The organism is Pseudoalteromonas sp. XMcav2-N (genome assembly GCF_024124545.1).
Taxonomy (GTDB): domain Bacteria; phylum Pseudomonadota; class Gammaproteobacteria; order Enterobacterales; family Alteromonadaceae; genus Pseudoalteromonas.
Genome location: NZ_JAMXSF010000005.1, coordinates 86,213 through 112,292, shown reverse-complemented (window position 1 = coordinate 112,292; position 26,080 = coordinate 86,213). Strand labels below are relative to the sequence as shown.

Genomic DNA, 26,080 nt, shown 5'->3' with positions numbered 1-26,080 from the left:
ACCGGGCCGAAGTTTTTGCTCTCTGTATCGATAAGCACCGTGCATGATGCCAGGCGCCAGATCTACAGAGCCAAACTGAGCCGCTCTATTTTCACGGAATAACTATGACAAAGAGAAAAATTCTCATAACAAGTGCACTGCCTTATGCTAACGGACCGACTCACCTGGGTCACCTGTTGGAGTACATTCAAACCGACATCTGGGCTCGTTTCCAGAAGCAGCAAGGCCATGAGGCTTATTATGTCTGTGCAGATGACGCTCACGGCACACCTATAATGCTGAACGCCCAAAAACAAGGCATCACGCCAGAAGAAATGGTTCAGCAAGTCAGCATTGAAAGACAGCGTGACTTTGCCGACTTTAATATTGAGTTTGACAACTATCACAGCACCCACAGTGACGAAAACCGTGAGCTGAGTGAGTTGATTTATACTCGCCTGAATGACAAAGGGCACATTAAGAAGCGTACCATCTCTCAACTGTTTGACCCTGAAAAAAGTATTTTTCTGCCCGATCGATTTGTTACGGGTACTTGCCCAAACTGTAAAGCCGAAGAACAAAACGGAGACAGCTGTGACGCCTGTGGCGCAACGTACAGCCCAACCGAGCTGATTGAACCAAAGTCAGCAATGTCTGGGGCAACACCTGTTCTCAAAGATTCTGAACACTTTTTCTTTGACTTGCCTGCTTTCGAAGACATGCTAAAAACCTGGCTTCGCTCTGGCAGTTTGCAAGCTGAGATGGCCAATAAACTGGATGAATGGTTTGCAGATGGTCTGCAACAGTGGGATATCAGTCGTGATGCGCCTTACTTCGGCTTTGAAATCCCGGGCGCACCAGGAAAATACTTTTACGTATGGCTGGATGCACCTATTGGTTACATGGCCAGCTTCAAAAACCTCTGTGACAAACAGGGCCTTAACTTTGACGAGTTCTGGGCTGAGGGGTCTGATGCCGAGCTATATCATTTCATTGGTAAAGACATCATCTACTTCCACAGTCTGTTCTGGCCAGCAATGCTCGACGGCGCTAACTTCAGAAAGCCAAATAATGTATTTGCGCACGGTTTTGTCACTGTAAACGGCGCTAAAATGTCTAAGTCTAAGGGGACTTTCGTTAAAGCACGTACTTACCTGGAACATTTGGACCCTGAATATCTGCGTTACTATTATGCTGCTAAACTGAACAGCGGTGTAACAGACCTGGATCTGAATCTGGAAGATTTCGCGCAACGCGTGAACTCAGATCTGGTCGGTAAGGTTGTCAATATCGCCAGCCGCTGTGCGGGCTTCATTACTAAAAAGTTCGGCGGTAAGCTAAGCAATACGGTGATGGATGAAGCACTGTTAAGCAGCTTTGTGGCTGCCAAAGGCAGCATTGCCGGTCACTATGAAAACCGCGAATACAGCCGTGCTGTGCGTGAGATCATGACACTTGCCGACAAGGCTAACCAGTTCATCGACGCGGAAGCCCCCTGGGTACTTGCTAAGAATGAAGACACACTGGAACGTGCACACCAGGTATGCTCAATGGGTCTGAACCTGTTCCGTGTATTGTTGACTTACCTTAAGCCTATCCTGCCTGGTATGGCTAAGAATGTAGAAACCTTCTTGAACACTGAATTGAGCTGGGAAGGCCTGGAAACGGCGCTTGTCGACCATGAAATCAACAAGTTTAAAGCCCTGATGCAACGTGTTGAACTGGACAAAGTCAATGCAATGGTAGACGCGTCAAAAGAAAGCCTGGAGAAAAAAGTCGGCGGGCAAAGTGCACAACCAGCTGCTGACAGCCCTTTGGCTAAAGAGCCGATTGCTGACGAAATCGAGTTCGATGATTTTGCTAAAGTTGACCTGCGTGTGGCTAAAATCGCCAATGCAGAGCACGTTGAAGGCGCAGACAAGCTCCTGAAGTTGACACTGGACTTAGGTGGAGAGACCCGCCAGGTCTTTGCCGGTATCAAATCGGCCTATGCTCCGGAAGATCTGATCGGCAAACTGACAGTCATGGTTGCCAATCTGAAGCCTCGTAAAATGCGCTTTGGTATGTCAGAAGGCATGGTATTGGCTGCTGGCCCTGGCGGAAAAGAGATCTATATCCTCAATCCAGACGAAGGCTCACAGCCTGGCATGCGCGTGATGTGATCAGCGCTGCTATTAAGCTAGATTGAACAAACGGGCCATCAGGCCCGTTTTTGTTTCGGTTAAACTGTTTACAGCTCCTGTGACAACTGGTCACGCACTACCATCAGAGCATAGCCCAGCAGATTAAGCCCCTGCCACTTCTGAGGCACACTTGCAAATTCATGGTCCTCCGCCAGACCTATCCCCCAAATCTTATCAACCGGACTCGCCTCAACCAAAACGCTCTTGTTTGTTGAGAGCAAGAACGTCTTCAGTTCTGGGTTTTGACCAAACTTCAGCAGGTTTGCACTGATAACAATGTTGAACCGCTTTGCATTCCAAGTGGCTTCATCAAAACCGCTTACTTCACGACCTAGTTTTTTGACCTCACTGGGGTGGTCACAGTGCAAAATGCGTGAAGCTATGTCAGCATTCTCAAACAGCATTGCTTTGTGATACATCATGTAATGCTCAGCGGTTTTGAATACTAACCCGTGCTGCTCAAAACGTGCCGGATACCATTGACTGAAACAGGACTTAGAGACGCCTGACTTAGGTTTTTGATGACCCCAGAAAAGGATAAAGTTTGTTTTTGTTGATTTCGCAATGTATTCGAGTAATTGCGCGTTACTGCTTATTACCACAAAGACTTCCTATGTATAATGTGTCTCACTCATGCTCGGAGGCTATTCACTGCCTCTGTGCACCTGATTGCTCACGAAGTTAATGCGTGTGCCATAATGAATTTCTGTCCGTCCATTGCAACGACACTAAACCCATGAGATTCATATAATTTCACCAGATGAGCCTCACAGCGAAGATGCAGTGCAGGCAACTTGAGCTTGGCTGCCTTGGCAATCGCAAACTCAATCAAAGCCGTTGAGATGCCTTTGCCACGATGTTCAGTCGGCACATATACGCCGTCTAGCCAATGTAGATTGCCAGAATAATGTGAATCGATTTGCTGTTTAATTTCGCCCGCACCAACCAACTCATTGTCAATATATGCAGCAAACCCTGTGCGCGAATCAGATGACGATATTTTATCAACCACACTCTGTACTGTGGCATGAGGGTCTTTACTGTCCCATTGCTGGTAATACCAATTGGCGATGACCTCAATGTCTGAGTGGTCGTTCGTTATGTCTGAGACTTTCATTTGAACTGTCCTGGATGATTGTTATTGTTCTTAATTCCATTGCACGTTCAACGCTTCTTATTCCGTTGGAGTGCGCGCATAATACAAAGGTTTGAAATTACCCAAGGCACCGCAAAGCCCTGATCTAGCAATTTGTCGGGCGCATTGTACAACAATTTGGTCCAGTGTACTTATTACGTTTCACCTTGCGCAAAGACCGAGCTAAAGCTCGACTTTGCACGATAAAGCGTTCGGCGAGCTGCGAAGCGTTGCTTCGGTCTCAGGAAAGTACCAGTGGACACATATCCCTATGGAGGGCTCCCGGCTTTTCATCCATGAAAAGCGTTCGGCGAGCTGCGAAGCGTTGCTTCGGTCTCGCCTCACCCAACCATTTCTTCGCCTTTGGCGGGGTTGTATGGGACTTTGATGCTGATTTCAATTCCTTGCCCTGGGGTTGATTTTGCGGTGATTTCACCTTTGAGCAGTTGTGTCACCAGGTTATACACTATATGCATGCCCAGACCGCAGCCGCCCTGACTTCTTTTTGTCGTAACAAACGGATCGAACAGGGTCTTTAATCCCTCTTTTGACATCCCAACCCCATCATCGCGGTATACGAGTAACCAGTGCTCTCCAAGCATACTGGTTGATACATCGACCATACCCTTTTGTTGTTTTTCAAAGCCATGGATCATTGAGTTGTTAAATAAGTTTGTCATTATCTGATAAATGGCGCCTGGGTAGGTATTGACCAACATGTCGGCATCACCCGCAATAGACAAGGTAATCTCTTTACCTTTACTCAGCGGCAAAAGAGAGCTAAAAACGTCTTCGATATAATCTTTGACGTTAATATCCCGCTCCACTTCGCTAGACTGGTCAACGGCGACCTGCTTAAAGTTGCTGATCAGCATTTGAGCTCTATCGAGATTACGCAGGATCAGCCTGTATCCTTCCTCCTGCTCTGAATTGGAGCGCTCCAGATCGGCCTGACGTAATTGCTTTTTCTGAAGCTTTTCATTGATGTTGTGTAAGCATTCCTGATTGTAAGTCAACGCGGTAATTGCCACGCCAAGCGGCGTATTAATCTCATGTGCAATCCCTGCCACCACATTGCCCAGTGACGCCATTTTTTCACTTTCAATCAGTTCCTGCTGAGTGCGCTTAAGCTCCATCATTGCCTGTTCAAGCTTTTGGTTCTTTTTGTAGAGTTCGTCTGTTCGCATTGCCACTTTAATTTCCAGTTGTTCATTGAGCGTCTGCAATGCATTCTGGTGCGCCTTCAGCTCTGCTATGTCTTTCAACGCGCCGACAATACGTTGTGGTCGGCCGTGGTGGTCGCGACTAACCACTTTTCCTCGCTCTAATACCCAGCTCCATTGGTCTTTTAGTGTTTTTACCCGCATCGCGATTTCATAGGTGTCTTGCTCACCCTCGAGACAGGCTTCTATTTTCTCTTCCCAGGCAATGCAGTCCTTTGGATGGACAAACTGGTCTATGTCCTCAACAGCCATAGTCGCCTGATTCCTGCCATAATCGATGCGTGGCTTAACGCAGTAGCGATAGACTTTCTTGTCCTCAAGGTGCCAGTCCCATAACTCATCACCGCTGGCCCACAAGCTCAGTTCAAGGCGCTGTTGCAGCTCATTCATCACCCGATTGTCATTCACCACCTGGCGGAAGCGCGCCTGCCGCTGCCTCAGCCACAAGGCAAAGCTCAACGTCAGTGCAACAACGTAAAACGTCTTGGAATACCAGTCCCACCACCAGGGCGCTTTAATACGTATGGTGAAGCGATGAACAGGCGACTTTTGATTAAAACGATTAACTGTGTATGTTTGTACCTGATAGTTCCCAGGTTCCAGTTTCAGCAGATTGATTTGCCTGACCCCATCAGCCAGTTTCAGCCACTGATCGCTCAGGCCAACGATACGATAAAAGAAGTTCAAGCGTTCGGAGCCGTAGTCCAAACTGGAATAGTGCAAAGAGATGATGTCCTGATCATAATTCAGAGACAGTTTCTCTGTAAGTTCGGGTGCCAGAGTCAGCTCACTGCTGGCCTCAGGGTGCAATACTTCTCCAAGCAACTCGATATTAGAGATTAACAGGGGTCGGATCCCAAACGCGATACGGATTTGCTCCGGGTAAAATTGATTGAACCCTTTTGCTCCGCCAATAAAGACCCTGCCATCGGGTGCCAGCCAGGCAGCATTATAATTGAATTCGTTATCCTGCACGCCATCAACAACCAGAAAGTTATCGATATTGTGGTCATGTATATTGACCCGACTCAGGCCACCACTGGTGCCAAGCCAGACATGTTGTTGCTGATCAAATACCATGGCCCAGATTGCTTCATTGGCGAGCCCGCCGGCTATTTTTAACACTTTTTCGACTTCAAACTGCTTGTTCAGGATACTGATGCCTGATTCACTGGCGACCCAGATTGCGCCAAGTGTGTCGCGCGCCAGCATAAAGACAATATCTGATGCCAAACCATTATTTGTGGTCAGCGATTTAATAGTCAGTCCGTCATAGTGGAACAGACCATCGCCCACGCTACCAAAGTAAAAGCCATCACCATCGATCAGAACCGACGACACATGATTTGGTGCTGAAACCGATGAAGCAAAAAATGGCAGGAGTTTTTTCTGGTGCTCATCATAATAAAGCAGGCCTAATGTGCGTGAGCTCAATAAAACCTGCTGCTTAAATACTGTGATGTCGTTAAAACTCAATTCCGGACCATTACCGAAATCAGGTGTAAAGTGCATCACCTCGCCATTGGTGAGGTTGATCCTGGCCACACCAGCACCGCGTGAAGTCAGCCACACGTGTTCATTTACAACCAGCACTTTAGTAATAAAGCTGTTGGAAAAGGTGGCAAGCTTAGGGTAAATCTGCTCCGCTTTAATAAACTGTTGCTGTTGGAAAATATAAACCCCGCTGGACGTCGCAACCCACAAGCGATCTGATGCATCCAAAGCAAAGCTGCGGACATCCGAATTTGCCAGAGGTGCACTTGGGTAATTGTATTCCCCCACATGGCCAAAAGTTTCACTGAGCTGACTGATGAAGTGCAGGCCCCGGGTTTCTGTTCCAATCCACAAATCGCTATTGCTGTCTCTGAAAACTGAAAGGATGCTGCTGTCCTGTAACCCTGACTTATTATTGCCCCGTTTATACCAGCGTTTTTTTATCTCACCTTTCATGTTAAGCAGATATACGCCGTGGCTGGTGGCAACAAATAACTCCCCTGCTGACGCAAAAACTGAATGTAATACCAGCTTTAAATCCGATGCAATGGCGCTTTGCCACAAGGCGCGCTCAAACAGAGTGTCATAAACTGTTAACTTATTATCTTTGCCAATTAAAAATGCCCGCTCACCACTGATCATCAGCGACTTAAAATCACCCGCTAACAATAGTGTCGTCATATCTGTCTGGCGATTGTTAACCACCAGACCCTCATCAGACAGGTAATAAACCAAATTTTTGTATACCGTTACATATCGAATAAAGTCGCCTTTCAATGCCAATTCTTGCGGTAACAGCGTTGCTTTATCTATTACATAGTAAAAACCGTCTTCTGTAGTGACAGAGATTGCGCTGCCCTGACAACCAATAGACTGCACCCGATCAGAGGGGATCAAAGGACTGAAATCACTTAAAAAGCTCTGAAACCGACCCGTGACGGTATGATAAACGCTGAGTCCAGTGCTGGTACCAATCCATAGTGACTCGCCGCTATGGCACAGCGCAGTGATAAAAGCCCCGGCCAATGAAAATGGATCCTGCTGACGGCTGGTAAACTGCTTAAATGAATGGCCATCAAAGCGGTTGAGGCCCGCTTGTGTACCAATCCAGATATAACCAAGCTGGTCTTCTTCAATCGCAGTAATACTGACCTGACTGAGACCTGATTCATAATCATAGTGACGCATCACCTGCGCCGTATCAGAAAATATGGGAACGGCCAGTACAGGAGCAGAATATAACCAGCTCACCACCAGGATCAGGAAACTCACGCTAAGTTTTGTGTGTTTTATATGCTGTTGCTGATACAACCCTATCACCTTTTGCGCAGGCTCTTTGTTGTAACTATAGCAAAACTTTACAATCCAGCTGAGATGTCGGGTATTGGATTAACAGCGCGCGTCATCGTGTTCAGATAACGCAAACTCAGTCACCTCTCCATCTGAGCGCAGTAATCGATAGCGGCTCAGTCTGCCCTGTTGTAACTCAACCAGACTGATAGCAGATGCACTCACTAAGTAACGTTTGCCAACACTGTTACTGTGATGTTTTCGTACCGACAACTGCCAGCGCTTAGTAAACAGGTTAAACGGACTCCAGGGGGCAAAAAGCCAGGTATCCAGTTTTTCTAGTATATGCAGCAGGCGCTTTGGGAATTCATTTTTTATGCCTGAAGAGGTAAGTTGCCAGATCCGGTTATCGTGCCGGCCAAAACGGGCCGCGACTGAAAAGCAGAATGAGTAATGCACATCACCAGATAGAATAATGGTCTCACTAGGTGTATCTTCGCGCTTGAAAATATCGATCAGTTTTTTCGCAGCGCCCTCATGCGCCATCCAGTTCTCAACGTCCACCACCAGAGGGTGACCACATGCGTTGAAGACTGCCTGTATTGTTTCTATCGCTTTGACGCCAAATACCGGTGCAGGGCTCACCAACAAGACAGAATCCTGGTTCAGCATTTGCTCCTGCAATTCCATGAGGGTTTCCCAGTCCATGAGGCCACTGGGTTCATTGAAATCCTGCTCATTGCGCCAGCGATGGGTACGCGTATCCAACACCACTACTTTTGGCTGTGTGTCGAGGCAATAATGCCACTGTGTAAAACGGTGCAGGGCCTTGTCGAAGCTGGTTAGCGCCCATTTGTGATGGGCTGTAAGACATTGGGTAAACCCATCGATCAACTTACCCGTCGCGCATAAGGCATCATTACCCAACCCCTGGAACAACCAATATGCTATCAGGCCATTGGCTATGATCCGTCGACTTGCCGGAGAATTGGCAATATTTTGTTCCCATCTCGCAGTCAGGTTCCAGTCGTCTGTCACATCATGATCGTCAAACATCATCAATGTTGAAACGTTAGCAAACAACCGCTGGGCCGCCGGTAAGGTTTCAATGAAGCCCAGTAAAGCGCGCTTATCCGCAGCAAATTCAAGTGCCTGGTTATGGCTCAGAGCGTGTCCATGCAACTGCGACAAATCGACCAACTGCCAGGCCTGATAACTAAAGTTAAGCAGGTAGCAGGCAATAAATTCCTCAAGCGTAATCAGGTGATTGCCAGCTTTAACGCTGGAGAAGTGCACCTCATCTTTTTTAAGCCAGTGACCCAAGGTCCATTTACTGCGCTCCTGCCAGGGCGTTTTCGGTAACCAGTGATGACGTTGATAGAGCTGCTGCTGCAAAGACTCTGGCAAAGTCAGTGCAACATTGTCCTCAGGATAAATATCGAGTAGCGAGATCAGCCTGTGTGCGGCCATAAGCATCGGACCCGCCACATCATCCGCATAAATCTGATCTCCGGACATTAATAACAATGAGGGGCGTTTTGTCTTGTCATGTAACGTCTGGCGTAGATAATCATCGGCAGTTGCCAAGCTGTCCTGGCTGTGGTGATGAGGATTGCGGCACGAGCCGTGAAGCACGCTATGAATGGTCTCGGGCACCACAAGCTGAGGGAAGTCAGTGTAGCTGAGCGCACTTAGGTCCAACCAACGTCCGCCCGCTTTGATGCGATAACCCAGGTTGGTATCGCATTTAAAATGACCGTGATTCGGGGTGATCAGTAAATAGCACAGGTATAAGTAGGTACCCAACCTGATGTCGCTTTGCTCAACTGATACCTCAACCCCGTCTATTTCAAGCTCGAATTGTGGCGCTGCAGTGGTAACAAACTGCAGGCAAATTTGTTTAGGCTCTGCCCGGCGCACCATTGGACCGAGCAATAGATAAGGTAAATCAGAATCGTTAGCTGGCATTACCGCGCTGAGCCAGGCCAAACAAACGGTAGAAATTCTCCGTTGTGGCGCTGGCTAACTCCTTGTAGCTAATCCCTTTTAAATCTGCGATAAAATAGGCAACATCCTGCACATAGGCGGGTTGGTTGGTTTTACCACGATGTGGCACAGGCGCCAGATAAGGGGAGTCTGTTTCAATTAACAGCCTGTCCAGAGGCAAACGCCTCACAACATCTTGTAGCTCAGTGGCATTTTTAAAAGTAACAATCCCAGAGATAGAAATATAGAACCCCATATCAATGGCCTGTTTTGCCATATCCCAGCTCTCTGTGAAGCAGTGCAATACACCACCACACTGTTGTGCCTGATGAGCTCGCATAATATCCAAAGTATCTTGCCTGGCATCACGGGTATGAATTATCAGTGGTTTGTTAAGCTCGTTGGCAATATCAATATGCTGTGCAAAGCTGTCTCTTTGCACCTGATGTGTGTCTTTTGAATAATAATAATCCAACCCCGTCTCGCCGATTGCAACGACCTTAGGGTGCTGAGCCAACTGTTTCAATAGCTCTGGGTCAAGCGCGTCGTCCTGATTGAGTGGATGTACACCACAAGATGCTGACACATCCTCAAACGGTAGAATTTTTTCAAGCATGGCCGGAAACTGAGCCAGGGTGACGCTTACACATAAAAAGTGTTCAACCTGCTTAGCTCTGGCCTCTGTGAGGATCTCAGGTAACGCTTTACCCAGTTTATCAAAGTCCAGTCTGTCAAGATGACAATGAGAATCTACAATCATAACTGCTCTTACATGGTGTAGGTGGGCTTGCCGGAGTTCAGCATAGTGCCCAGCATTTTTACTATTTTATCGTTCAGTAATTCGTCTTCTGCCTCAAACCCAACACCTATCCCGGGCGGGTTTGAATTTTGCGCACCTTGTGGTGTGATCCAGACAACCTTGCCGGTTACCACATCCTCTTCAAGTGCATCAGGCAAGGTAATTCGTAGCGTTATCGCCTGCCCCATTTCATAACGACTATTGGTTTGCACAAACAGACCGCCGCTTTTTTGGTATGGCATGTAACTGCGATATAGTTCGTCGTTGTCTTCAAAATCGACTAGTAATTCTTGCACCTTGACTCCTATCTTAAGGTTTGCTGCAACTGATAGCATAATCGTGACAGACTCAGGGACAAGTTTAAGCCTAACACAGTATGTTGGTCTACTGAAAACCGCCTCACTATCGCAATGGCAGCCTGTGCTTTACTAAAATCCAACTGCCCTGTCACAATCTGATTGTTGATGGCAGCCAGTGCAAAACCGCAAAATACCTTTACCAGGCTCACATCAGCTTGCAGTGTTTTTGCCAGTGTATCGCTATCAACCCCCTCACTTAGGCGCTGTGCGGTTTGCCACAAATAATCGATATCCTTGAGTTGCTGCGTCTGTGACCACTTTTGTAATAATAGCGGCTGCGACATAAAATTGCTGACCCAGGGGAATTGGCTGGAGTGAATCCCCTGTTGTGCAAGCCACGCTTCGACCGCGTTACCATCAACCACACCCACATTCAACTTGTTACAGCGGCTCAAAACCGTCGCGGACACACGTGCTCTGTCATTACACAACAGCAGTAAGTACCGACCCTTAGCGGGCTCTTCAAGCGTTTTTAACAGTGCATTGGCAGCCGACTCTGTGAGCTTTTCAACCCCATCGATAACAACAACTTTATTTCCTCCCTGCTGAGCTGAGTGAAATATAAACTCATTCAAGCCTCGAATAGCATCAACACTAATGCTCTGCGTTTCTGCCGTTATCAGTAGTTTGTCCGGGTGATTGTCAGCCTCAATAAGCAAGCAGCTTTTGCATTGCCCACAAGAGTAAAGCGACGTGCCTGCGTGTTTGCATAGCAGCGCTGCTGCAAGTGACTGGGCCAGCTCAAGCTTTCCGACACCAACCATACCATATAATAATTGAGCATGATGAAAACGCTGTTGTTGGTAGCTCGTCTGTAATTGAGTAAATACCGGTTCTAGCCATGGGTACATATAATAGCACCAGTTAATTGTTGTCGTTTTGTTGACGACTGGCCGCTACCACTGAATCCACGACTTCCAAACACGCCTGTAGCACAGCCTGCTTATCTTCCGACGCATCAATCACGCTGAACCGTGCTGGCTCAGCTTGGGCCTGGGCCAGATAACCTTGCCGTGCACGGTGCAAAAACTCCATTTTTTCATCTTCCATACGATCTAGCCCTTCGCCACGTTGACTTACGCGTGTTAAGCCAAGTTCAGGATCTAAATCCAAAATGATATTCATGTCGGGTTTGAAGCCACCCAGCGCCAATTCGTTAATCGTCGTGATAGTCTTGAGATCGATGCCTCGCGCATAATGTTGAAAACTGAACGTCGCAGCGTCAAAACGATCGGAGATCACAACCTTCCCCGCTTCTAGTGCCGGAAGGATCTTTTCTTGGACATGCTGAGCCCGTGCCGCACCGAACAGCATAAGCTCAGTGACAGAACCCATTTCAGGTGTACTGGGATCCAAAATAACAGTACGGATCTTCTCACCTATTGGCGTACCGCCCGGTTCACGAGTCAGTACAACATCAAAACCCTGTTGCTCAAGATAATCGGCAATGCCCTGAATCACGGTTGTTTTGCCTGCTCCATTACTGCCATCACAAACCAACATAAAACCTTTATTCATACACACTCTCTGCAGTACCACTGAGTACCGAATACAATTATCTGAAAATGAGCGTCATTATATCCGTTTCACGCCATCATCAGTAGGATTAATTCGTTGAATAGTGTACCGTTTACTGCATCAATCGATTTTCGCAAGGAAAAATGATGCAAATTGATCTTCATCACGCCATGACCTGGGTTGTGGCAAGAGACGCAGGCTTCTCACCGGCTCAGGCCAATACCATTGCGCATGCAGCCCAATATGTAGACGACGCCACTAACTATGGGCACATTGAGTTTGACAATGGCGCCGCTTATGAGCGAATAGCAACTGCACACAAAATGCTTGAGTATCGTAATCTGGACAGCCTAAAAAATATGAAAGTCTGGGTGCCATTTCATTTTTTGCCGGGTAACGGCGGCTTACCGGCAGGCGAAAACCCGAGTGGCAGCTTTATCCAGAAACTGGTGTGTCGTCCACACTCACATGTCGCAAAAGACATGATTGCAGAGGTACTGGCTGATAAAGACCGCCCTTATTCATTACACCGACTGGGCATCACTGCCCATGTGTTTATTGATACCTGGGGACACAAGGGCTTTGCAGGCGTTGACCATCCGGTAAACCATGTACGCGATATCACAGACCATAATGGCCAGATACACCACAGCCTGATAGATAAGGTCACCAATTATTTCGCCAATATTTTGCAAGACAATATTCCAAGCCTTGGTCATGGTCAGGCGCTCTCACACCCCGACCTGCCCCATCAGCACTGGTCTTATACAAACGGTCTGGGTGAACACATTGAACGCAACAACCCCAGTGACTTTTTGCAGGCGGCAGACGAGCTGTGTAAGGTTTTTCAAACTTATCTGGTAAAGCCTATCACCGGGCTCTCACCACAAGTACGAAACGAAATTGCACAGTGTTTTGACCAGTTTGTCAGCGATAATGGAGAAACGCGTCACCACCAGTGGCTGGATGCTATTGCAAACGACCGCTTTGGTCTGGGTGCCTACCAACTCAGCTATATCGCAAAAGGCCATGGCTCATGGAAGCATCAGGCACTTGGAACAACGTTAGAAACGGGAGATGAGCACTGCTACCAGTATCACCCGGGATTTCTTAATTCTGACTGGAAACATTTTCATGATGCGGCAAAGAAACACCGCCAGAGCATCATAGTGGATATTCTGCCCAGATATGGCATTTGTGTCAGCTAGATAAGGGTCACCGCGACCCAAGTTGATCGCGGTGAAATACCCGTTTATTCAGGCTTAAGCGTGACGGCCTGATCTTTAACACCCGCGTAAAAAACCACTATCTGTGCAGCCTCTTTACCAACATTTTTGCCCCAGTGCCAGGTATTGAGTACTTCGACTATGGTATCGCCGGCCTTGATATGTAAGGTCTCACCGGTTTCTGTCTCAACCATTAGCTCACCTTGTATCATCAAACCAGCATTAATATAAGGGTGCTTGTGGATAGGTAAGGTCTGTCCGGCCGGAATGGTAAAGCGCATGATCCGTACTTCTGGCTGGCCTTTTGGATAGGCAGGCAGGGTTGCGCCGTTCCAGCTCTGTTGCTGTTTTGTCAGGGTTTCTACTTTTATCTGCTCGGCGCTATGCGCTTGTTCCGCGCTGATACCCGCAAAACTCAACAGTAAAAAAGCAGGTAAAGTAAAAAGGGTGCAGTGCATGTTGGTTTATCCTTGTAAGTTTTTTGTATCCTAATACGACAATGTGACTTAATTGTGGAGCCCTGTCATCGCCAAAATATCCCGCTGCGCAGACAAGCGTAGTTCAACGTCACACTGATCGGGTAACGTCTTCAGCCCCCATTGAGTCAGACGCTGAAAAAACTGCACAAAGTGTGTAACCTCTTGCTCTGACATACGGCGTGACTGCGTCCCTGACAAGCGCAATTTTTGTTCTTGCTCAAGGCGCCAGCGGGCAACATGCGAAAAGTCCCCGGCATTGAGAAATATGAGTTTATCAAGCTGTGCAAACAAGGGCTGGTAATCTGCTTTAAGAAAGTGGTTCACAGAATGACGATAACGGCCATCAGGATCCTGTTCCTGCTCCAGCTGATTAATCGGGCAAGTCAGGCTTTGTTCCGGCAGCTCTTTTATGCCCAGACACCAGCCTTCAAAAATCAGCACGTCCAGGCTATCGCAGTGTTGCCAGTGCGCAGACGAAAATGGCTCGTCCATAGATTTATCAAACCGGGGCAATGTCAAAGGCTGTTGCGCCCGAAACCGCGCTAGTACCTCAACTGCCAGGGCGGTGTCGTGAGTCCCCGGTACACCCCGGGTCTGAAACAACGGGTGTATATCATCAGCGCGTTTTGCCCGCTCGGCCTGGCTCAGATAGAAATCGTCCAGTGACACACAATCAACGCGCAATCCCTTTTGAGCAAGTGCGGCTTTTAAGTAGCCAGCCAGTGTCGATTTACCACTCCCCTGTGAGCCGCTGATCCCCAGGCATAAAGGTGAATTTTGCTTAGCTTGCTCCGCCAGCCACTTAGAAACGGGGCCAAGTAACTGAACATACTGCGCATCAAGCTTGTGCGCCTCACAAAACCGACGCTGCCAGGGCGCCATTACAAAAGACTCTGCCATACCTGTCGGGCTAGGTGTTCAGCTCATACTTATAGCCAGCACCATATATAGAGTGAATGAATTCGCTATCCGGTGAGAGTTGGGAGAGCTTCTTGCGAATTTTTTTAATATGGCTGTCAATCGTACGATCGCTGACGATCCGATCATCGTCATAGATACAATCCATCAGTCTTGAGCGATTGTAAATGCGCCCGGGATGTGCGACTAAGGTTTGCAGTAAAACAAACTCCACCTGAGTGAGCTCTACAGAGCTGTTCTGATAGGTGACAAATAGCGTGTTTTCATCCAGTGCCAGTTGCTCAGTCTGGAGGGGATTTGCCCCTACCCGGCGCAAAATTGCTTTAACGCGAGCAACCACCTCACGTGGGCTATAAGGTTTGCAAACATAATCGTCCGCGCCCACTTCAAGTCCAAGTAACCGATCGATTTCTTCCACCTTAGCGGTAGTCATAATAATGGGAACCATAGAATGGCGCCTCACCTCACGACAAATCACGATACCATCAACATTAGGTAGCATAAGATCAAGCAGAATAATATCTGGTTTAAAGGTGTCAACGGCATTCAGAGCCTCGGCGCCATCATGAACCATATGCAACTCATAGCCAGCCTGAGTGACATACTTACCTAAAATGGTTGCAAGCTTTTTTTCGTCTTCAATGATTAGTACTTTATGCATTTTCAGCGTTCACTTTCACCTTGGGTCTTCTACTTCCCAAAACTAAGTGAAATGGCTTGAATTTACAACCCTTTTAGGAAAAGCGCATCACCACAGCCAGACCGCCAAGCTCACTTTGTTGGGCCGAGATTGTACCGTTATGCGCCTGAACTATGCTGGTACAAATCGCTAGCCCAAGGCCCGAACCACCTGACACACGATCTCTTGCCTGTTTGACCCGGTACAAGCGGTCAAAGAGTTTATCTAACAACTCGGGCTCTACTCCGGGTGAGCTGTCTTGCCAGACGATTTCAGTTTGCTCTCCCTGTTTTTTAATCGTCACCTGGATCTGACCGGGACTGTGTTGCGCAGAATCGGTGTAACGCAATGTATTTTGCATCAGATTGCTAAATAACTGAGTCATCCGCCTGTCATCACACTCCATAAGCAACGACTTATCTCCGTCCAGCTGCCACTTAAAATGTTGATTCGTCAACTGAGCCTGATGATTACCGAATGTCTGTTCAACGATATCGCCCAAACAATGTGGTGACATCTGATAGCTCAGAGATCCTCTGTCCGACATAGATAACTGATGCAAATCATCAACCAGCTGAGTCAAACGACTTATCTCTTCATGTAAAGAGTGAAGCTGCTCAGGGTTAGTTTCTATGACCCCATCAATCATCCCTTCCAGTTCAGCTTTAAACACAGCGATGGGTGTACGCAGCTCGTGAGAAATGTCGGCGATCCACTGCTGTCTTGCCTGCTGGTTTTCCCGCAGGGTTTCTGACAGGGTATTCAAATCCCGAGCCAGCATACCCAACTCGTCGTTGCTATCCGTGCTCAGGTTACTCTGATAGTCCCCTCTTGCCAGGCTCTGTGCCGCCCGACGCAGCGCCAGTACAGGCGCAACCAGAAAGTGACTGAATGGTATAGCCAGTAAGCTCGATGCGATCAGGGCTACAATGGCGATATACATAAACCAATTTTTTTGTCGCTCGGCAAATAAACTGTCAAAACGATTACTCATAACCAGGCCATCTTCAAGGCCAACGTACCCCAGTAGGGGCGACGCAGGAGAATCTGACTGGTGAACAGGCTCCCACAAGGTCGTTCTAGTTGTCGTCAGTGAGCCAATAACCTGCTCACCGGCTGCGTTTTTATACACTAAACGACCACTTCCATTGTCTCCATACCCTCTGGGAGGCGGCCTGCGTCTTTTTGGCGGGTATGCACTTCGTTCTCCTCTGGGTGGACGCTCAGCACCAGGTTGCGGACGTCTGTCAGATTGATACTGTGTCTGAGGGCGAAGCTCATCACCCCTCTCCCGACCTATGCGCTCCTCTGTCGGGCCTCTGTTAGAATGTTCTGGTCGTCTGCGAGGCTGTCGCATAGACGGGCTGTCGTAACTGTCATAAGAGGGATTCGCACCGTCCGATGTCGTTCTAACGGCATGTCCCCGTACTTCTTGTACCAGCTGATGCCACGCCGGATGCCGATGATACACCCACTCCTCACCGTAACGGTCGTAATTTTCGCGAATAGTCGGCATCAGCGCAACGAGTCGTGCGCGGCTATTTTGCTGAATATAATCACGAAAACTCTTTTCAAAAGCCGCCTGATTAGCAAAGTAAATCGCCATGATCAATACGGTGTTGACCAACAGCAAAATAGCCAGCAGCTTGTGCCGTATTGTCAGTTTCATGGTGTAGTTACCCCTGTGAGCAGAATTCAAAACTTGTAAGACCAGATGCTAATCAGTATGTAAGGTCAATGTGCAAATAGTGTGGAAGTGGTGACAAAATTTACCAAAGCAGGGACACACCTGTGCGCCTGCTTTGTAAAGGCGGTCCGTCACATGCAACACGGGCCGATAGTTGGGCTACATAAGGATAGTTAATTAAACTGCACAATCTCGAGGCCCAGCATATAGCCTTCGCCTTCGGTGTTGTTGCCGCAGCGGATGACTTTGACATGAGCATTGAGAGGTGGAATGGAGCCACCGTGACTGTCGATAAATACGTCTAACATTTCATTGATTTCAATCGGCTCCTCAACAATGATCGACAAACCGGTAGCACTTAAGTCGTGGCAAGTGCCTTGCAGTTTATGACCCGTGGACAAGACCGTTAATTGTGCCTGGGTGTTGACCATCATGCGCATAAAGCGCCGCTTATCCTCATGTATCATGGCGTGCTCCACTCATTATTATCATTGCTTGCCTGCAAAAAATTACCTGGGAATAATTTGCACCATATTTTTTATTTTTTCCGATAAGGATTGCATTGAAAAGGGTTTAACCACGTAAGCATCACAGCCCGCATCAAAACCAGCTTGTTTCTCCTGCTCCGATTCCAGACCCGACACCATCAGTACGGGAATATCTCGGGTTTCAGGCGTGTTTTTTAGCATTCGACACGTATCGTATCCATCCAACCCAGGCATGCATACGTCGAGCAGTATCACATCCGGTGGATCAGCAATCGCATTAGACAAGCAGCTTTTACCTGATTCAGCGTAGCTAAATTTAAATGCGTCCGACAAAGCCATAGAGAGCATTTCAAAATTGAAATACTCATCATCAACCACTAAAACATGCGGCGTTTTCATCCTGCTCCCCTGTGTGGACATAGTCAATGCCGCTTCCTTTTCACAATCCAAAAATAGTTTCCTCTTAATAAGGTAATTGCCCTAATGCAAATTGCAAGTCAAAACACACTATTCGATCTCATTTAGCGCATTAGTGATGCGCTTTGCTGAAATCGGATAAGGTGTGCCTAGTGTTTGAGCAAATAAAGACACCCGAAGTTCCTGCTGCATCCAAAAAACTTCCTTCAGGGCTTCTGGCATTGGCAGCCCTTTTGGCTGCTTATTACACTTATCTGTGTATGCAGTTGCTACTTTTTCGAGTTCCAGCACACACAAACGGTCACGATTTGGATCGACCGGCAACTTCTCAAGACGTTTTTCAATCGCTTTCATATAACGCAATAGATCAGACAACTTGTGTGCACCATGCTGGCTAACAAAGCCTTTAAAGATCAGACTCTCTAACTGAGACTTGATATCCCCATGGGCAGTGATCATGGTCAGGTCAACGCGACCTTTCATGCGTTTATTCACACTATGTGCAATGCTCAGCACTTGTTCAACTGCTGAGGCAATGTCAACGACTTTATCTCCCAACTCAGCTCGGACATGCTCTTTGGCTTTTTCAAAGTCCTGCTCAGAGCGGATTGAGGTATAGTCACCAAGTAAAGCGTCCACCCCCGCAGCAGTACAATCGTCAATCAGGTCGTTAATTTTACCAAACGGATTAAAATACAGCCCCAGCTTTGCTTTATTCGGCAAATGCTGTTGTAAATATTTCACCGGTGAGGGCACGTTAAGCATCACCAGTCGACGTAAACCGAGGCGGTGCGCCTGTTGTGCCTTGAGCGGGTGGTCAAACAAGCTGATTGAGGTAGTTTGCTTATCGTCCACCAACGCCGGAAACGCTTTGATCTCGTAGCCGCCCTGCTTTTTGGTGTATTCCTCAGGCAGGTCACCAAACGACCACTGCGTCAGCCCCTCCTGCTCTATGCCCTCTTCTGCCACTTTGGACAGCGTTTGCGTGACCTTGCCTTGTAATTTGGCTTTGAGTGCATCAAGGTCATAGCCATGCGCAATCACCTTATTGTGTTCATCCAGTACCTGAAACTGCATTTTTAAGTGCGATTCCAGTGCCCCGAGATCGAACGCCTCAGCGTCAACTTTCACGCCAGTCATGCGCAGTAAGCGATTTGCCAGCGCCTCCAGGAAGCCCCCTTGCATTGGCTCTATAGCAGCAAGCACCGCATCGGCGTAGTTTGGTGCCGGCACAAAGTTACGTCTCAGGCTCTTGGGTAAGCTCTTAATCAAGGAGCAAATCAATTCATGACGCAGTGCTGGTATATGCCAGTCAAAACCTTCATTCGCAACCTGATTGAGGAGCGGCAGGGGGATGTTTACGGTCACCCCATCAACAGGTTGACCGGGTTCAAAATGATAGCTCAATGGCAACATCAGATTACCCTGCTGCCACACGTCAGGATAATCCAGTGCCGTAATGTGTGACGCCTCGTGTTGCATCAGGGCATCCCGATCCATATGCAAAAAGCGTTTGTCGGTTTTTTTCTTGTCTTTCCACCAGTGGTTGAAAGCGGCACGATTATTTACATCGGCCGGGATCCGCTGCTCATAAAACGCCTGCATCATATGCTCATCGACCAGAATATCCCGGCGACGTGCTTTGTTTTCCAGATCCTGAATATCTTCTATCAGTGCCTGATTGTGTTTCAAAAAGACCTCATTTTGCCCCAATTGCTGCGCAACCAACGCTTCTTTAATAAAGAGTTCGCGACACAGCACAGGTTCAATCTGGCTGTAAACCGTACGCTTTTTGCCAACTATGATGAGGCCGTACAGGGTTTGCTGTTCAAAAGCGATGACACACCCCTGTTTCTTTTCCCAGTGTGGCTCACTGTAACTGCGCTTAACCAGATGTTCTGCCAGGGGCGCTATCCAGTTAACGTCAATCTTGGCATTGATGCGGGCATAGAGCTTGCTGGTTTCGACCAGCTCGGCTGCCATCACCCATTTCGGACTTTTCTTAAACAAACCAGACCCCGGGAATATATGGAACTGGCTGTTGCGCGCACCCTTATAGAATTTTTTCTCGTCTTTTTGACCTATGTGGCTCAGCATGCCGCTCAACAACGCCTGATGAATGGCTTCGAAGCTGGCATCATTACCCGAGCCTTTGAGGCCCATTTCTGTGCACACTGTTGTCAGCTGATAAACAATATCCTGCCATTCTCTGACGCGCATATAGGCTAAAAAGTCTTTCTGACATTGCTTTCTGAACTGACTGCGACTGAGCGCTTCCTGCTGCTCTTCCAGATACTGCCAGAGGTTCAGAAACGCCATAAAATCGGAGTCTGCATCTTCGAACCGGCCATGCTTTTCGTCCGCTGCGCCGCGCTTTTCCTGCGGCCGCTCTCTGGGATCCTGAATCGACAACGCCGCAGCGATAATGATCACCTCACGCAATGCCCCCAAAGGTGCTGATGCCAGTACCATGCGGGCCAGGCGCGGATCTATGGGTAAGCGGCTGAGCTTGCGTCCGGTCTGAGTCAGCGTGGTTTGCTCACGTCTGGCGGCAGGTTTAACAGCCCCCAGCTCTTCAAGCAAGGTAACACCATCTGTAATATTGCGGTTATCGGGTGCTTGCACAAACGGAAAACGCTTGATATCTCCCAGGCCCAGTGCCAGCATTTGCAAAATAACCGATGCCAGATTGGTGCGCAGGATTTCCGGATCGGTAAATTCCGGACGACCCAGGAAATCTTCTTCTGAGTACAAACGGATACAGACACCCGCAGCGACCCGGCCACAACGTCCCATACGCTGATTGGCACTGGCCTGTGAAACTGCTTCAATTGGCAATCTCTGAACTTTAGTACGGGCACTGTAGCGGCTGATCCGTGCAGTGCCCGGGTCAATTACATAACGGATCCCTGGTACGGTCAGAGAGGTTTCAGCTACGTTGGTTGACAGTACAATACGACGGTGGCTGTGTGCAGCAAAAATGCGGTTCTGCTCTGCATTAGACAAACGGGCATACAAAGGCAGGATCTCAACCCCTTTGAGATTACGTTTACCCAGTGCATCGGCCGTATCACGAATTTCCCGCTCGCCATTCATAAAAATCAGGATGTCTCCCGGGCCTTCTGCACACAGCTCGTCTACGGCATCGAAAATCCCTTGTAGCTGGTCGTTTTCGGCTTCACTCTCATCTCCACTGGCATCAATCACGGGACGATAGCGCACTTCTACCGGATAGGTACGGCCTGATACTTCAATGATGGGAGCGTTATTAAAGTGCCTGGAAAAACGCTCCGGATCGATTGTCGCGGAGGTAATGATCACTTTCAATTCTGGGCGCTTAGGAAGCAGGTTTTTCAGATAGCCAAGGATAAAGTCGATATTCAGGCTGCGCTCGTGGGCTTCATCTATAATGATGGTATCGTATTGGTTCAGATATCTGTCTTGCTGGATCTCTGCCAGCAAGATACCGTCGGTCATTAATTTGATATAGCTCTTATCAGACACCTGATCGCTGAAACGGATTTTAAAGCCGACCTCCTGGCCAAGCTCACAATTAAGCTCTTCGGCGATACGGTTTGACACACTGCGCGCGGCCAGACGTCGTGGCTGAGTGTGACCAATATAGCCATCAACACCGCGGCCCAGTTCCAGACAGATTTTAGGTAGCTGAGTGGTTTTTCCCGAGCCGGTTTCACCCGCAACTATCACCACCTGGTTCTCGGCAATGGCTTTTTTAATGTCGTCTTTTTTCTGGCTAACCGGCAGCGACTCGGGGTATTGCACCGTCGGCAATTCAGCCAGACGCTTCACTCTGAGCGTTTTACTGTGCTCTATATCACGCGTTATCTGAGTAAGTACCTTTTGTTGTTTCGCTTCATCTTTTATTTTTTTGACGCCCTGAAGACGTTTTTTAAAGAGAAACTGATCCTTTTTGAGGCAATCCGCTATGTTCGAATACAACGACTGCAAATCCACTACACGACACCTTGTTACTGAGAAAATCGTCGCGTAGTCTAACAAAAAGCACGAGTACAGCCCAGTCCCTTTGACAAGGACCGGAACCTTAAAAACAGAGTTGAGTAGCTATCACACAGGGTGGTGCCAATTATCGCTGACACCACATTCATCAGGACTAGAAGTTTACCCTCTGGAAACTTGCGTCAGAACTCAGACAAAACGATGTCCCGACTCATAGGTATCATGCAGATGCTTATCGATAGCATACAATACATGCGTACGGCTGATCACCCCAACCAGCCGACAGTCACTGTCACACACCGGATAGATTTTTGGTTTATCGGCGGTCATTCTGTCTGCCAGCTTTAGAATGCTATCATCAGGGCTGACACATAAAGGCTCAGCATTCATCACATCAGCCACTATGCTATGAGATTCGTTCTGGTAAGTAGCTTCCAGCATAGTTCGGATACAATCCTGCTCTGATAAAAAGCCCACTACGCGCTGCATATCATCGATCACAGGTCCTCCGGCCTGACCACTTTGCAGTAGTTTTTCCACGGCCGACTCGATACGCATGTCGGCTTTAAAGGTTACCGGACGATGGTTAAGATAGTCTGCTACTTTGACAGATTGCATATTTCATTCCCCTAAGAAAACACCAGCTTCATATTAAATAGTAGCTGGCGTTACAAAAATTGCCCAAATTTGCAGACGTTAAGCAGAATGATTCGAGTTAATCTGTCGCTTTGAAAATCCCCACGTAAGTAGGCTGAGTGTTGGATTTACTGGCACGATACATGCCCTTAGTATTAAATGGCATGCTTAAGTTGCCCTGAGCGTCTAAAATGATCACCCCACCGGTTCCACCAGCCTCAAACATAGGGCCAAAAATAACCTCCTGCCCGGCTTGTACTACGGATTTGTCCTGATACTGCACCCGTGCACAGATATCAGCGGCAACATTATAGCGAATAAAGTACTCACCATGGCCCGTGGCTGACACCGCACAAGAATCATTGTCTGCAAAGGTGCCTGCACCAATAATAGGAGAGTCACCAACACGACCAAATCGTTTTGCGGTCATCCCTCCGGTAGACGTGCCTGCAGCAAGATTGCCATTTTTGTCCAGGGCGACGGCCCCCACAGTGCCCATCTTAAATTGCTGCGGCAACTGCTGATGCTGTGCCTGATAGTCTTTTGTGCCCTGCTCAGCTTGCTCCAGTTTCTTTCGCGCTTTTTGCCAGGCTTCATAACGGTGAGGTGTATCAAAATAATCGTTATCCACGAATGACATACCCTCTCGCTTAGCAAATTCTTCCGCCCCGGCACCACTGAGCATCACATGCACCGATTTTTCCATAACCGCTCTGGCCAACTCAATAGGGTTTTTCACATGCTTCACTCCGGCAACCGCACCAGCCTGTCGGCCCCGACCATCCATAATTGATGCGTCCAGTTCATGAGTGCCCTCATAAGTATACACAGCTCCCTTACCAGCATTAAAAAACGGAGAGTTTTCCAGCACTTTAATTGCAGCAGTAATTGCATCCAGACTTTCACCACCTTGCTCTAAGACCCTGTAGCCTCGCTCAACAGCCTCTTTAAGCGTCTGTCGATAGGCTTTTTCCTGTTCGGGTGTGAAGCGAGACTTTTCAATCGTGCCAGCACCACCATGAATCGCAATGGCGATGGGTGCCTCGGGTTTGGCTGCAAAAGCAGGGTGTGCCACGCTCAGAGCGGCGAATAAAGATGAGGTGATAAGTATAGGGCGCATGTTGAGTTCCTGTTGTTCTTTTACTAGGGAACTAAGTTGCCGGAACTGAATTTCGAATACAAAAAAAAGCGATAAAAAAAGCGCCCTTAGGCGCTTTTTAACAATATATAGTCATTACTGACTTAGCTTGCCTGACGCTTTGCTTTCAGACGAGCCAGACGGCCAACCTGATGTGTAGAAGTCAGGAAAGAGAAGATAGGTGCCAGGTAACCACGTTTACGCAGTTCCAGGTATGCTTCATCGCTCAGCTCGTTCAGCTTACGCTCGTCTACCAGGTAGATACCATTGATGTCTTTCTTCTCACCAGAGATTTCAACAGTCAGAGTTTGTTGTACAAGTAGCTCTTTTTCAGCCAGGTACTGAGTGAAAGCTTCAGTTACACGAGAAAACTCGATGAAGTTAACCAGAGCTTCTTTGCGACGCTCAAGGTATTCAGTTTCCTTGCCGTCTTCGAACAAAGCGTTACCTTCTTCTTCACCAACCAGTGAACTTGCTTCGTCGATTACGATGCCGTACTGGTCTTGCTCTGGGTGCTTAACCAGACCAAACGGGTAACGAGATGCTGCCAGCGGTGCGATACCCGCAGTCCACTCACCATCTTGTACGAACAGGTTTTCACCTGGCTCAAGACCAAACAGGGCAACAGCCTGGAACTGGCCGCTTTCAGTGTTCTTAACAAATGCCATCGGGAATTCAGTCGCAACACGCGCAAACTCGTGTGCAACTACCGGGATCAAGTGCTGAGATTTCAAAAATTCTACGTTAATGCCATTTTTTACTTTGATGTTGGCATGTTTCTCGTTGTGTAAAGGCTGCACTTGTTGCTCCGCCATAATACTGCTCCGTTAATTGAATGTAATTATTACTTATTGAGACATAGGCTAATAGTTTTAACAGCAAATTGGAAGCATGTTTTAGGCCTATTTAGTATAAATTTAACATTTCTGAAAACCGTATTTGTGGACTTTCTCAAGCAACTCTCTGTTATTGGGTAAATTGTCACCGAACTGGCGACGGAGCGCTTCTGCTTGAGTAATAAACTTCTGTGCCATAGCTCGGTTCACATAGCTGGCTTTTGCGTTTTGTAGTTTGGGCTCAAAACCCATGCCATATAAAACATACTGGTAGCTATCCTGTGGAAATGGTTCAAATACGTTGTCAAAATCGTATTTACTTATCGGCCTATGCCGCCACACTTCTAGCATATGTTTTACTGACTCAGGGGTCGACTCAGGTGCCTTGTTGGACAACCAAAAGGGGGTTGTTCGCTGCGATAAAACATAATGTAGCTTGATAAAATCAATGGTTTTTTGCCACCGCAATTCAAACGAACGATTATAGTGTTCAGCACTCGTTTCCATCTGTGAGCGATGATGTGGAAATAGCTCAGACAGCATATTGACGGCAGCTTCAATCAAGAATATTGCGGATGCTTCAAGAGGCTCAACAAAGGCTGCTGACAAACCAATCGCCACACAGTTCTTGTGCCAGAATTTTTCCCTGTAACCACAGTTCATCTTAATGTGCTTGGCACTAAGTTCTTTGCTGCGAGGCCCTAAATAATCTCGCAGAACTTTTTCTGCCTCGTCCGCGCTCATAAACTCGGAGCAGTACACATGTCCTGTTCCACGTCGGCTTTGCAACCCTATATCCCAGATCCACCCTGCTTCTTGTGCGGTAGAATGTGTTGCACTGGCTATCGGCTCCTGTTCATTTTCATATGGCATTTGAATCGCGATTGCACTGTCAACAAATAGCTGGTCTCGAATACTCTTGTACTGAACTCCTAACGTCTTGCCTAATAACAAACAAGAAAATCCAGTACAATCTACATACAACCCAGCTTTGAGCTCGCCGTGCTGATCTGTAAACAAAGAGCCTATATTACCGTCGACGTCCCGTTGAACATCAACCACATTACCAACTAAATGACGTACACCCAGAGTATTAACACAATGCGCTTTTAAAAAAGTCGCGAACTTGCCAGCATCGAGGTGATAAGCGTAATTCTGAATACCTTCATATGGAGCATTGGTTATGAGTTTTGGCGCAAGACCCCGGTCGCATAGGATATCCTGAGCACTCACGCTCTGTGCATAGGTCGTCTCTCTTTCGCCTAGCAACCAATAAGGAGACAGATTGAAAGATGCGCTATCAACAACTGAGCTGAATAAATGATAGTAGTAATTGCTGCCTTTCTCTTGTTCGTGATGCCAGTTTATAAACCGAGTACCCTGCTTGAAGGAAGCATCTGTGGCTTTGATAAAGTCTTGCTCATCAATGCCAAGACTTGCTAACGTTTTTCGCATTGTTGGCCACGTACCCTCTCCAACGCCAATGGTCGGGATATCGGAAGACTCCAGCAAGGTCACCTGAACACCTTGCGGGTCGTTGGCTCCCAATTCTTTTGCCAACTTCGCGGCTGTGATCCAGCCAGCAGTACCGCCGCCCACCACAACTACACTTTTAACCTGCTCCATAGCTCC

Annotated in this window: 21 protein-coding genes; 2 read left to right on the top strand and 19 right to left on the bottom strand. The window is 47.8% G+C overall.

The genetic code is table 11. The features are described 5' to 3' along the window. Window positions 1–104: 104 nt before the first annotated feature. Window positions 105–2,141, top strand: coding sequence for a methionine--tRNA ligase (gene metG, locus NH568_RS08520; protein ID WP_253046254.1), 2,037 nt, complete (start codon window positions 105–107; stop codon window positions 2,139–2,141). Between the two features lie 68 nt (window positions 2,142–2,209). Here the strand turns inward: metG and NH568_RS08515 are convergent, their stop codons facing one another. The 8 genes from NH568_RS08515 to tmk form a co-directional block, all read right to left on the bottom strand. After that, complete coding sequence (locus NH568_RS08515) at window positions 2,210–2,764, bottom strand: NADAR family protein (RefSeq protein WP_253046253.1); 555 nt, start codon at window positions 2,762–2,764, stop codon at window positions 2,210–2,212. A gap of 71 nt (window positions 2,765–2,835) precedes the next feature. Beyond that, window positions 2,836–3,279 carry a GNAT family N-acetyltransferase gene (locus tag NH568_RS08510; RefSeq protein ID WP_253046252.1) on the bottom strand — a complete coding sequence of 148 codons (444 nt, stop codon included), beginning with the start codon at window positions 3,277–3,279 and terminating at the stop codon, window positions 2,836–2,838. 359 nt (window positions 3,280–3,638) lie between these two features. Beyond that, the gene (locus NH568_RS08505; protein ID WP_349288001.1) at window positions 3,639–7,334 is read right to left on the bottom strand and encodes a two-component regulator propeller domain-containing protein; all 3,696 of its coding nucleotides are present in this window, start codon (window positions 7,332–7,334) and stop codon (window positions 3,639–3,641) included. A 69-nt stretch (window positions 7,335–7,403) separates the two neighbouring features. Next, complete coding sequence (locus tag NH568_RS08500) at window positions 7,404–9,272, bottom strand: alkaline phosphatase D family protein (RefSeq protein WP_253046250.1); 1,869 nt, start codon at window positions 9,270–9,272, stop codon at window positions 7,404–7,406. Beyond that, on the bottom strand, window positions 9,262–10,050 hold the full coding sequence (locus NH568_RS08495; RefSeq protein WP_138546815.1) for a YchF/TatD family DNA exonuclease: 789 nt from the start codon (window positions 10,048–10,050) through the stop codon (window positions 9,262–9,264). Before NH568_RS08495 ends, NH568_RS08500 begins: the two co-directional genes overlap by 11 nt. Before the next feature lie 8 nt (window positions 10,051–10,058). Further along, a complete protein-coding gene (locus NH568_RS08490; protein WP_138546816.1) occupies window positions 10,059–10,385 on the bottom strand; it encodes a PilZ domain-containing protein in 327 nt (108 codons plus the stop codon). Window positions 10,386–10,393: 8 nt separating this feature from the next. Further along, entirely contained in the window at window positions 10,394–11,299 is a 906-nt protein-coding gene (holB, locus tag NH568_RS08485; protein ID WP_253046249.1) for a DNA polymerase III subunit delta', read from the bottom strand. Between the two features lie 13 nt (window positions 11,300–11,312). Next, the gene (gene tmk, locus NH568_RS08480) at window positions 11,313–11,966 is read right to left on the bottom strand and encodes a dTMP kinase (RefSeq protein WP_253046248.1); all 654 of its coding nucleotides are present in this window, start codon (window positions 11,964–11,966) and stop codon (window positions 11,313–11,315) included. A gap of 146 nt (window positions 11,967–12,112) precedes the next feature. Here tmk and NH568_RS08475 point away from each other — a divergent pair, with 146 nt between their 5' ends. Beyond that, the gene (locus NH568_RS08475) at window positions 12,113–13,174 is read left to right on the top strand and encodes a DUF6765 family protein (RefSeq protein WP_138546819.1); all 1,062 of its coding nucleotides are present in this window, start codon (window positions 12,113–12,115) and stop codon (window positions 13,172–13,174) included. 44 nt (window positions 13,175–13,218) lie between these two features. Here the strand turns inward: NH568_RS08475 and NH568_RS08470 are convergent, their stop codons facing one another. The 11 genes from NH568_RS08470 to NH568_RS08420 form a co-directional block, all read right to left on the bottom strand. After that, window positions 13,219–13,650: a cupin domain-containing protein gene (locus NH568_RS08470; RefSeq protein ID WP_253046247.1), complete on the bottom strand. Its 432-nt coding sequence runs from the start codon at window positions 13,648–13,650 to the stop codon at window positions 13,219–13,221. Window positions 13,651–13,698: 48 nt separating this feature from the next. Then, entirely contained in the window at window positions 13,699–14,571 is an 873-nt protein-coding gene (locus NH568_RS08465; RefSeq protein WP_253046246.1) for a kinase, read from the bottom strand. Window positions 14,572–14,581: 10 nt separating this feature from the next. Further along, complete coding sequence (locus NH568_RS08460) at window positions 14,582–15,250, bottom strand: response regulator (RefSeq protein ID WP_253046245.1); 669 nt, start codon at window positions 15,248–15,250, stop codon at window positions 14,582–14,584. A gap of 73 nt (window positions 15,251–15,323) precedes the next feature. After that, complete coding sequence (locus NH568_RS08455; protein ID WP_253046244.1) at window positions 15,324–16,937, bottom strand: ATP-binding protein; 1,614 nt, start codon at window positions 16,935–16,937, stop codon at window positions 15,324–15,326. 191 nt (window positions 16,938–17,128) lie between these two features. Further along, on the bottom strand, window positions 17,129–17,422 hold the full coding sequence (locus NH568_RS08450; protein ID WP_138552886.1) for a PilZ domain-containing protein: 294 nt from the start codon (window positions 17,420–17,422) through the stop codon (window positions 17,129–17,131). Between the two features lie 42 nt (window positions 17,423–17,464). Further along, a complete protein-coding gene (locus tag NH568_RS08445) occupies window positions 17,465–17,863 on the bottom strand; it encodes a response regulator (RefSeq protein WP_010381687.1) in 399 nt (132 codons plus the stop codon). A gap of 87 nt (window positions 17,864–17,950) precedes the next feature. After that, window positions 17,951–21,835, bottom strand: a complete 3,885-nt coding sequence (hrpA, locus tag NH568_RS08440) for an ATP-dependent RNA helicase HrpA (protein ID WP_253046243.1) — start codon at window positions 21,833–21,835, stop codon at window positions 17,951–17,953. A gap of 192 nt (window positions 21,836–22,027) precedes the next feature. Continuing rightward, complete coding sequence (locus NH568_RS08435) at window positions 22,028–22,456, bottom strand: CBS domain-containing protein (RefSeq protein ID WP_054016805.1); 429 nt, start codon at window positions 22,454–22,456, stop codon at window positions 22,028–22,030. A 97-nt stretch (window positions 22,457–22,553) separates the two neighbouring features. Further along, window positions 22,554–23,594, bottom strand: a complete 1,041-nt coding sequence (locus NH568_RS08430; RefSeq protein WP_253046242.1) for an isoaspartyl peptidase/L-asparaginase — start codon at window positions 23,592–23,594, stop codon at window positions 22,554–22,556. A 122-nt stretch (window positions 23,595–23,716) separates the two neighbouring features. Next, the gene (locus tag NH568_RS08425) at window positions 23,717–24,427 is read right to left on the bottom strand and encodes a SapC family protein (RefSeq protein ID WP_253046241.1); all 711 of its coding nucleotides are present in this window, start codon (window positions 24,425–24,427) and stop codon (window positions 23,717–23,719) included. A gap of 102 nt (window positions 24,428–24,529) precedes the next feature. After that, window positions 24,530–26,074, bottom strand: coding sequence for a tryptophan halogenase family protein (locus NH568_RS08420; protein WP_253046240.1), 1,545 nt, complete (start codon window positions 26,072–26,074; stop codon window positions 24,530–24,532). Between the last annotated feature and the right edge of the window lie 6 nt (window positions 26,075–26,080).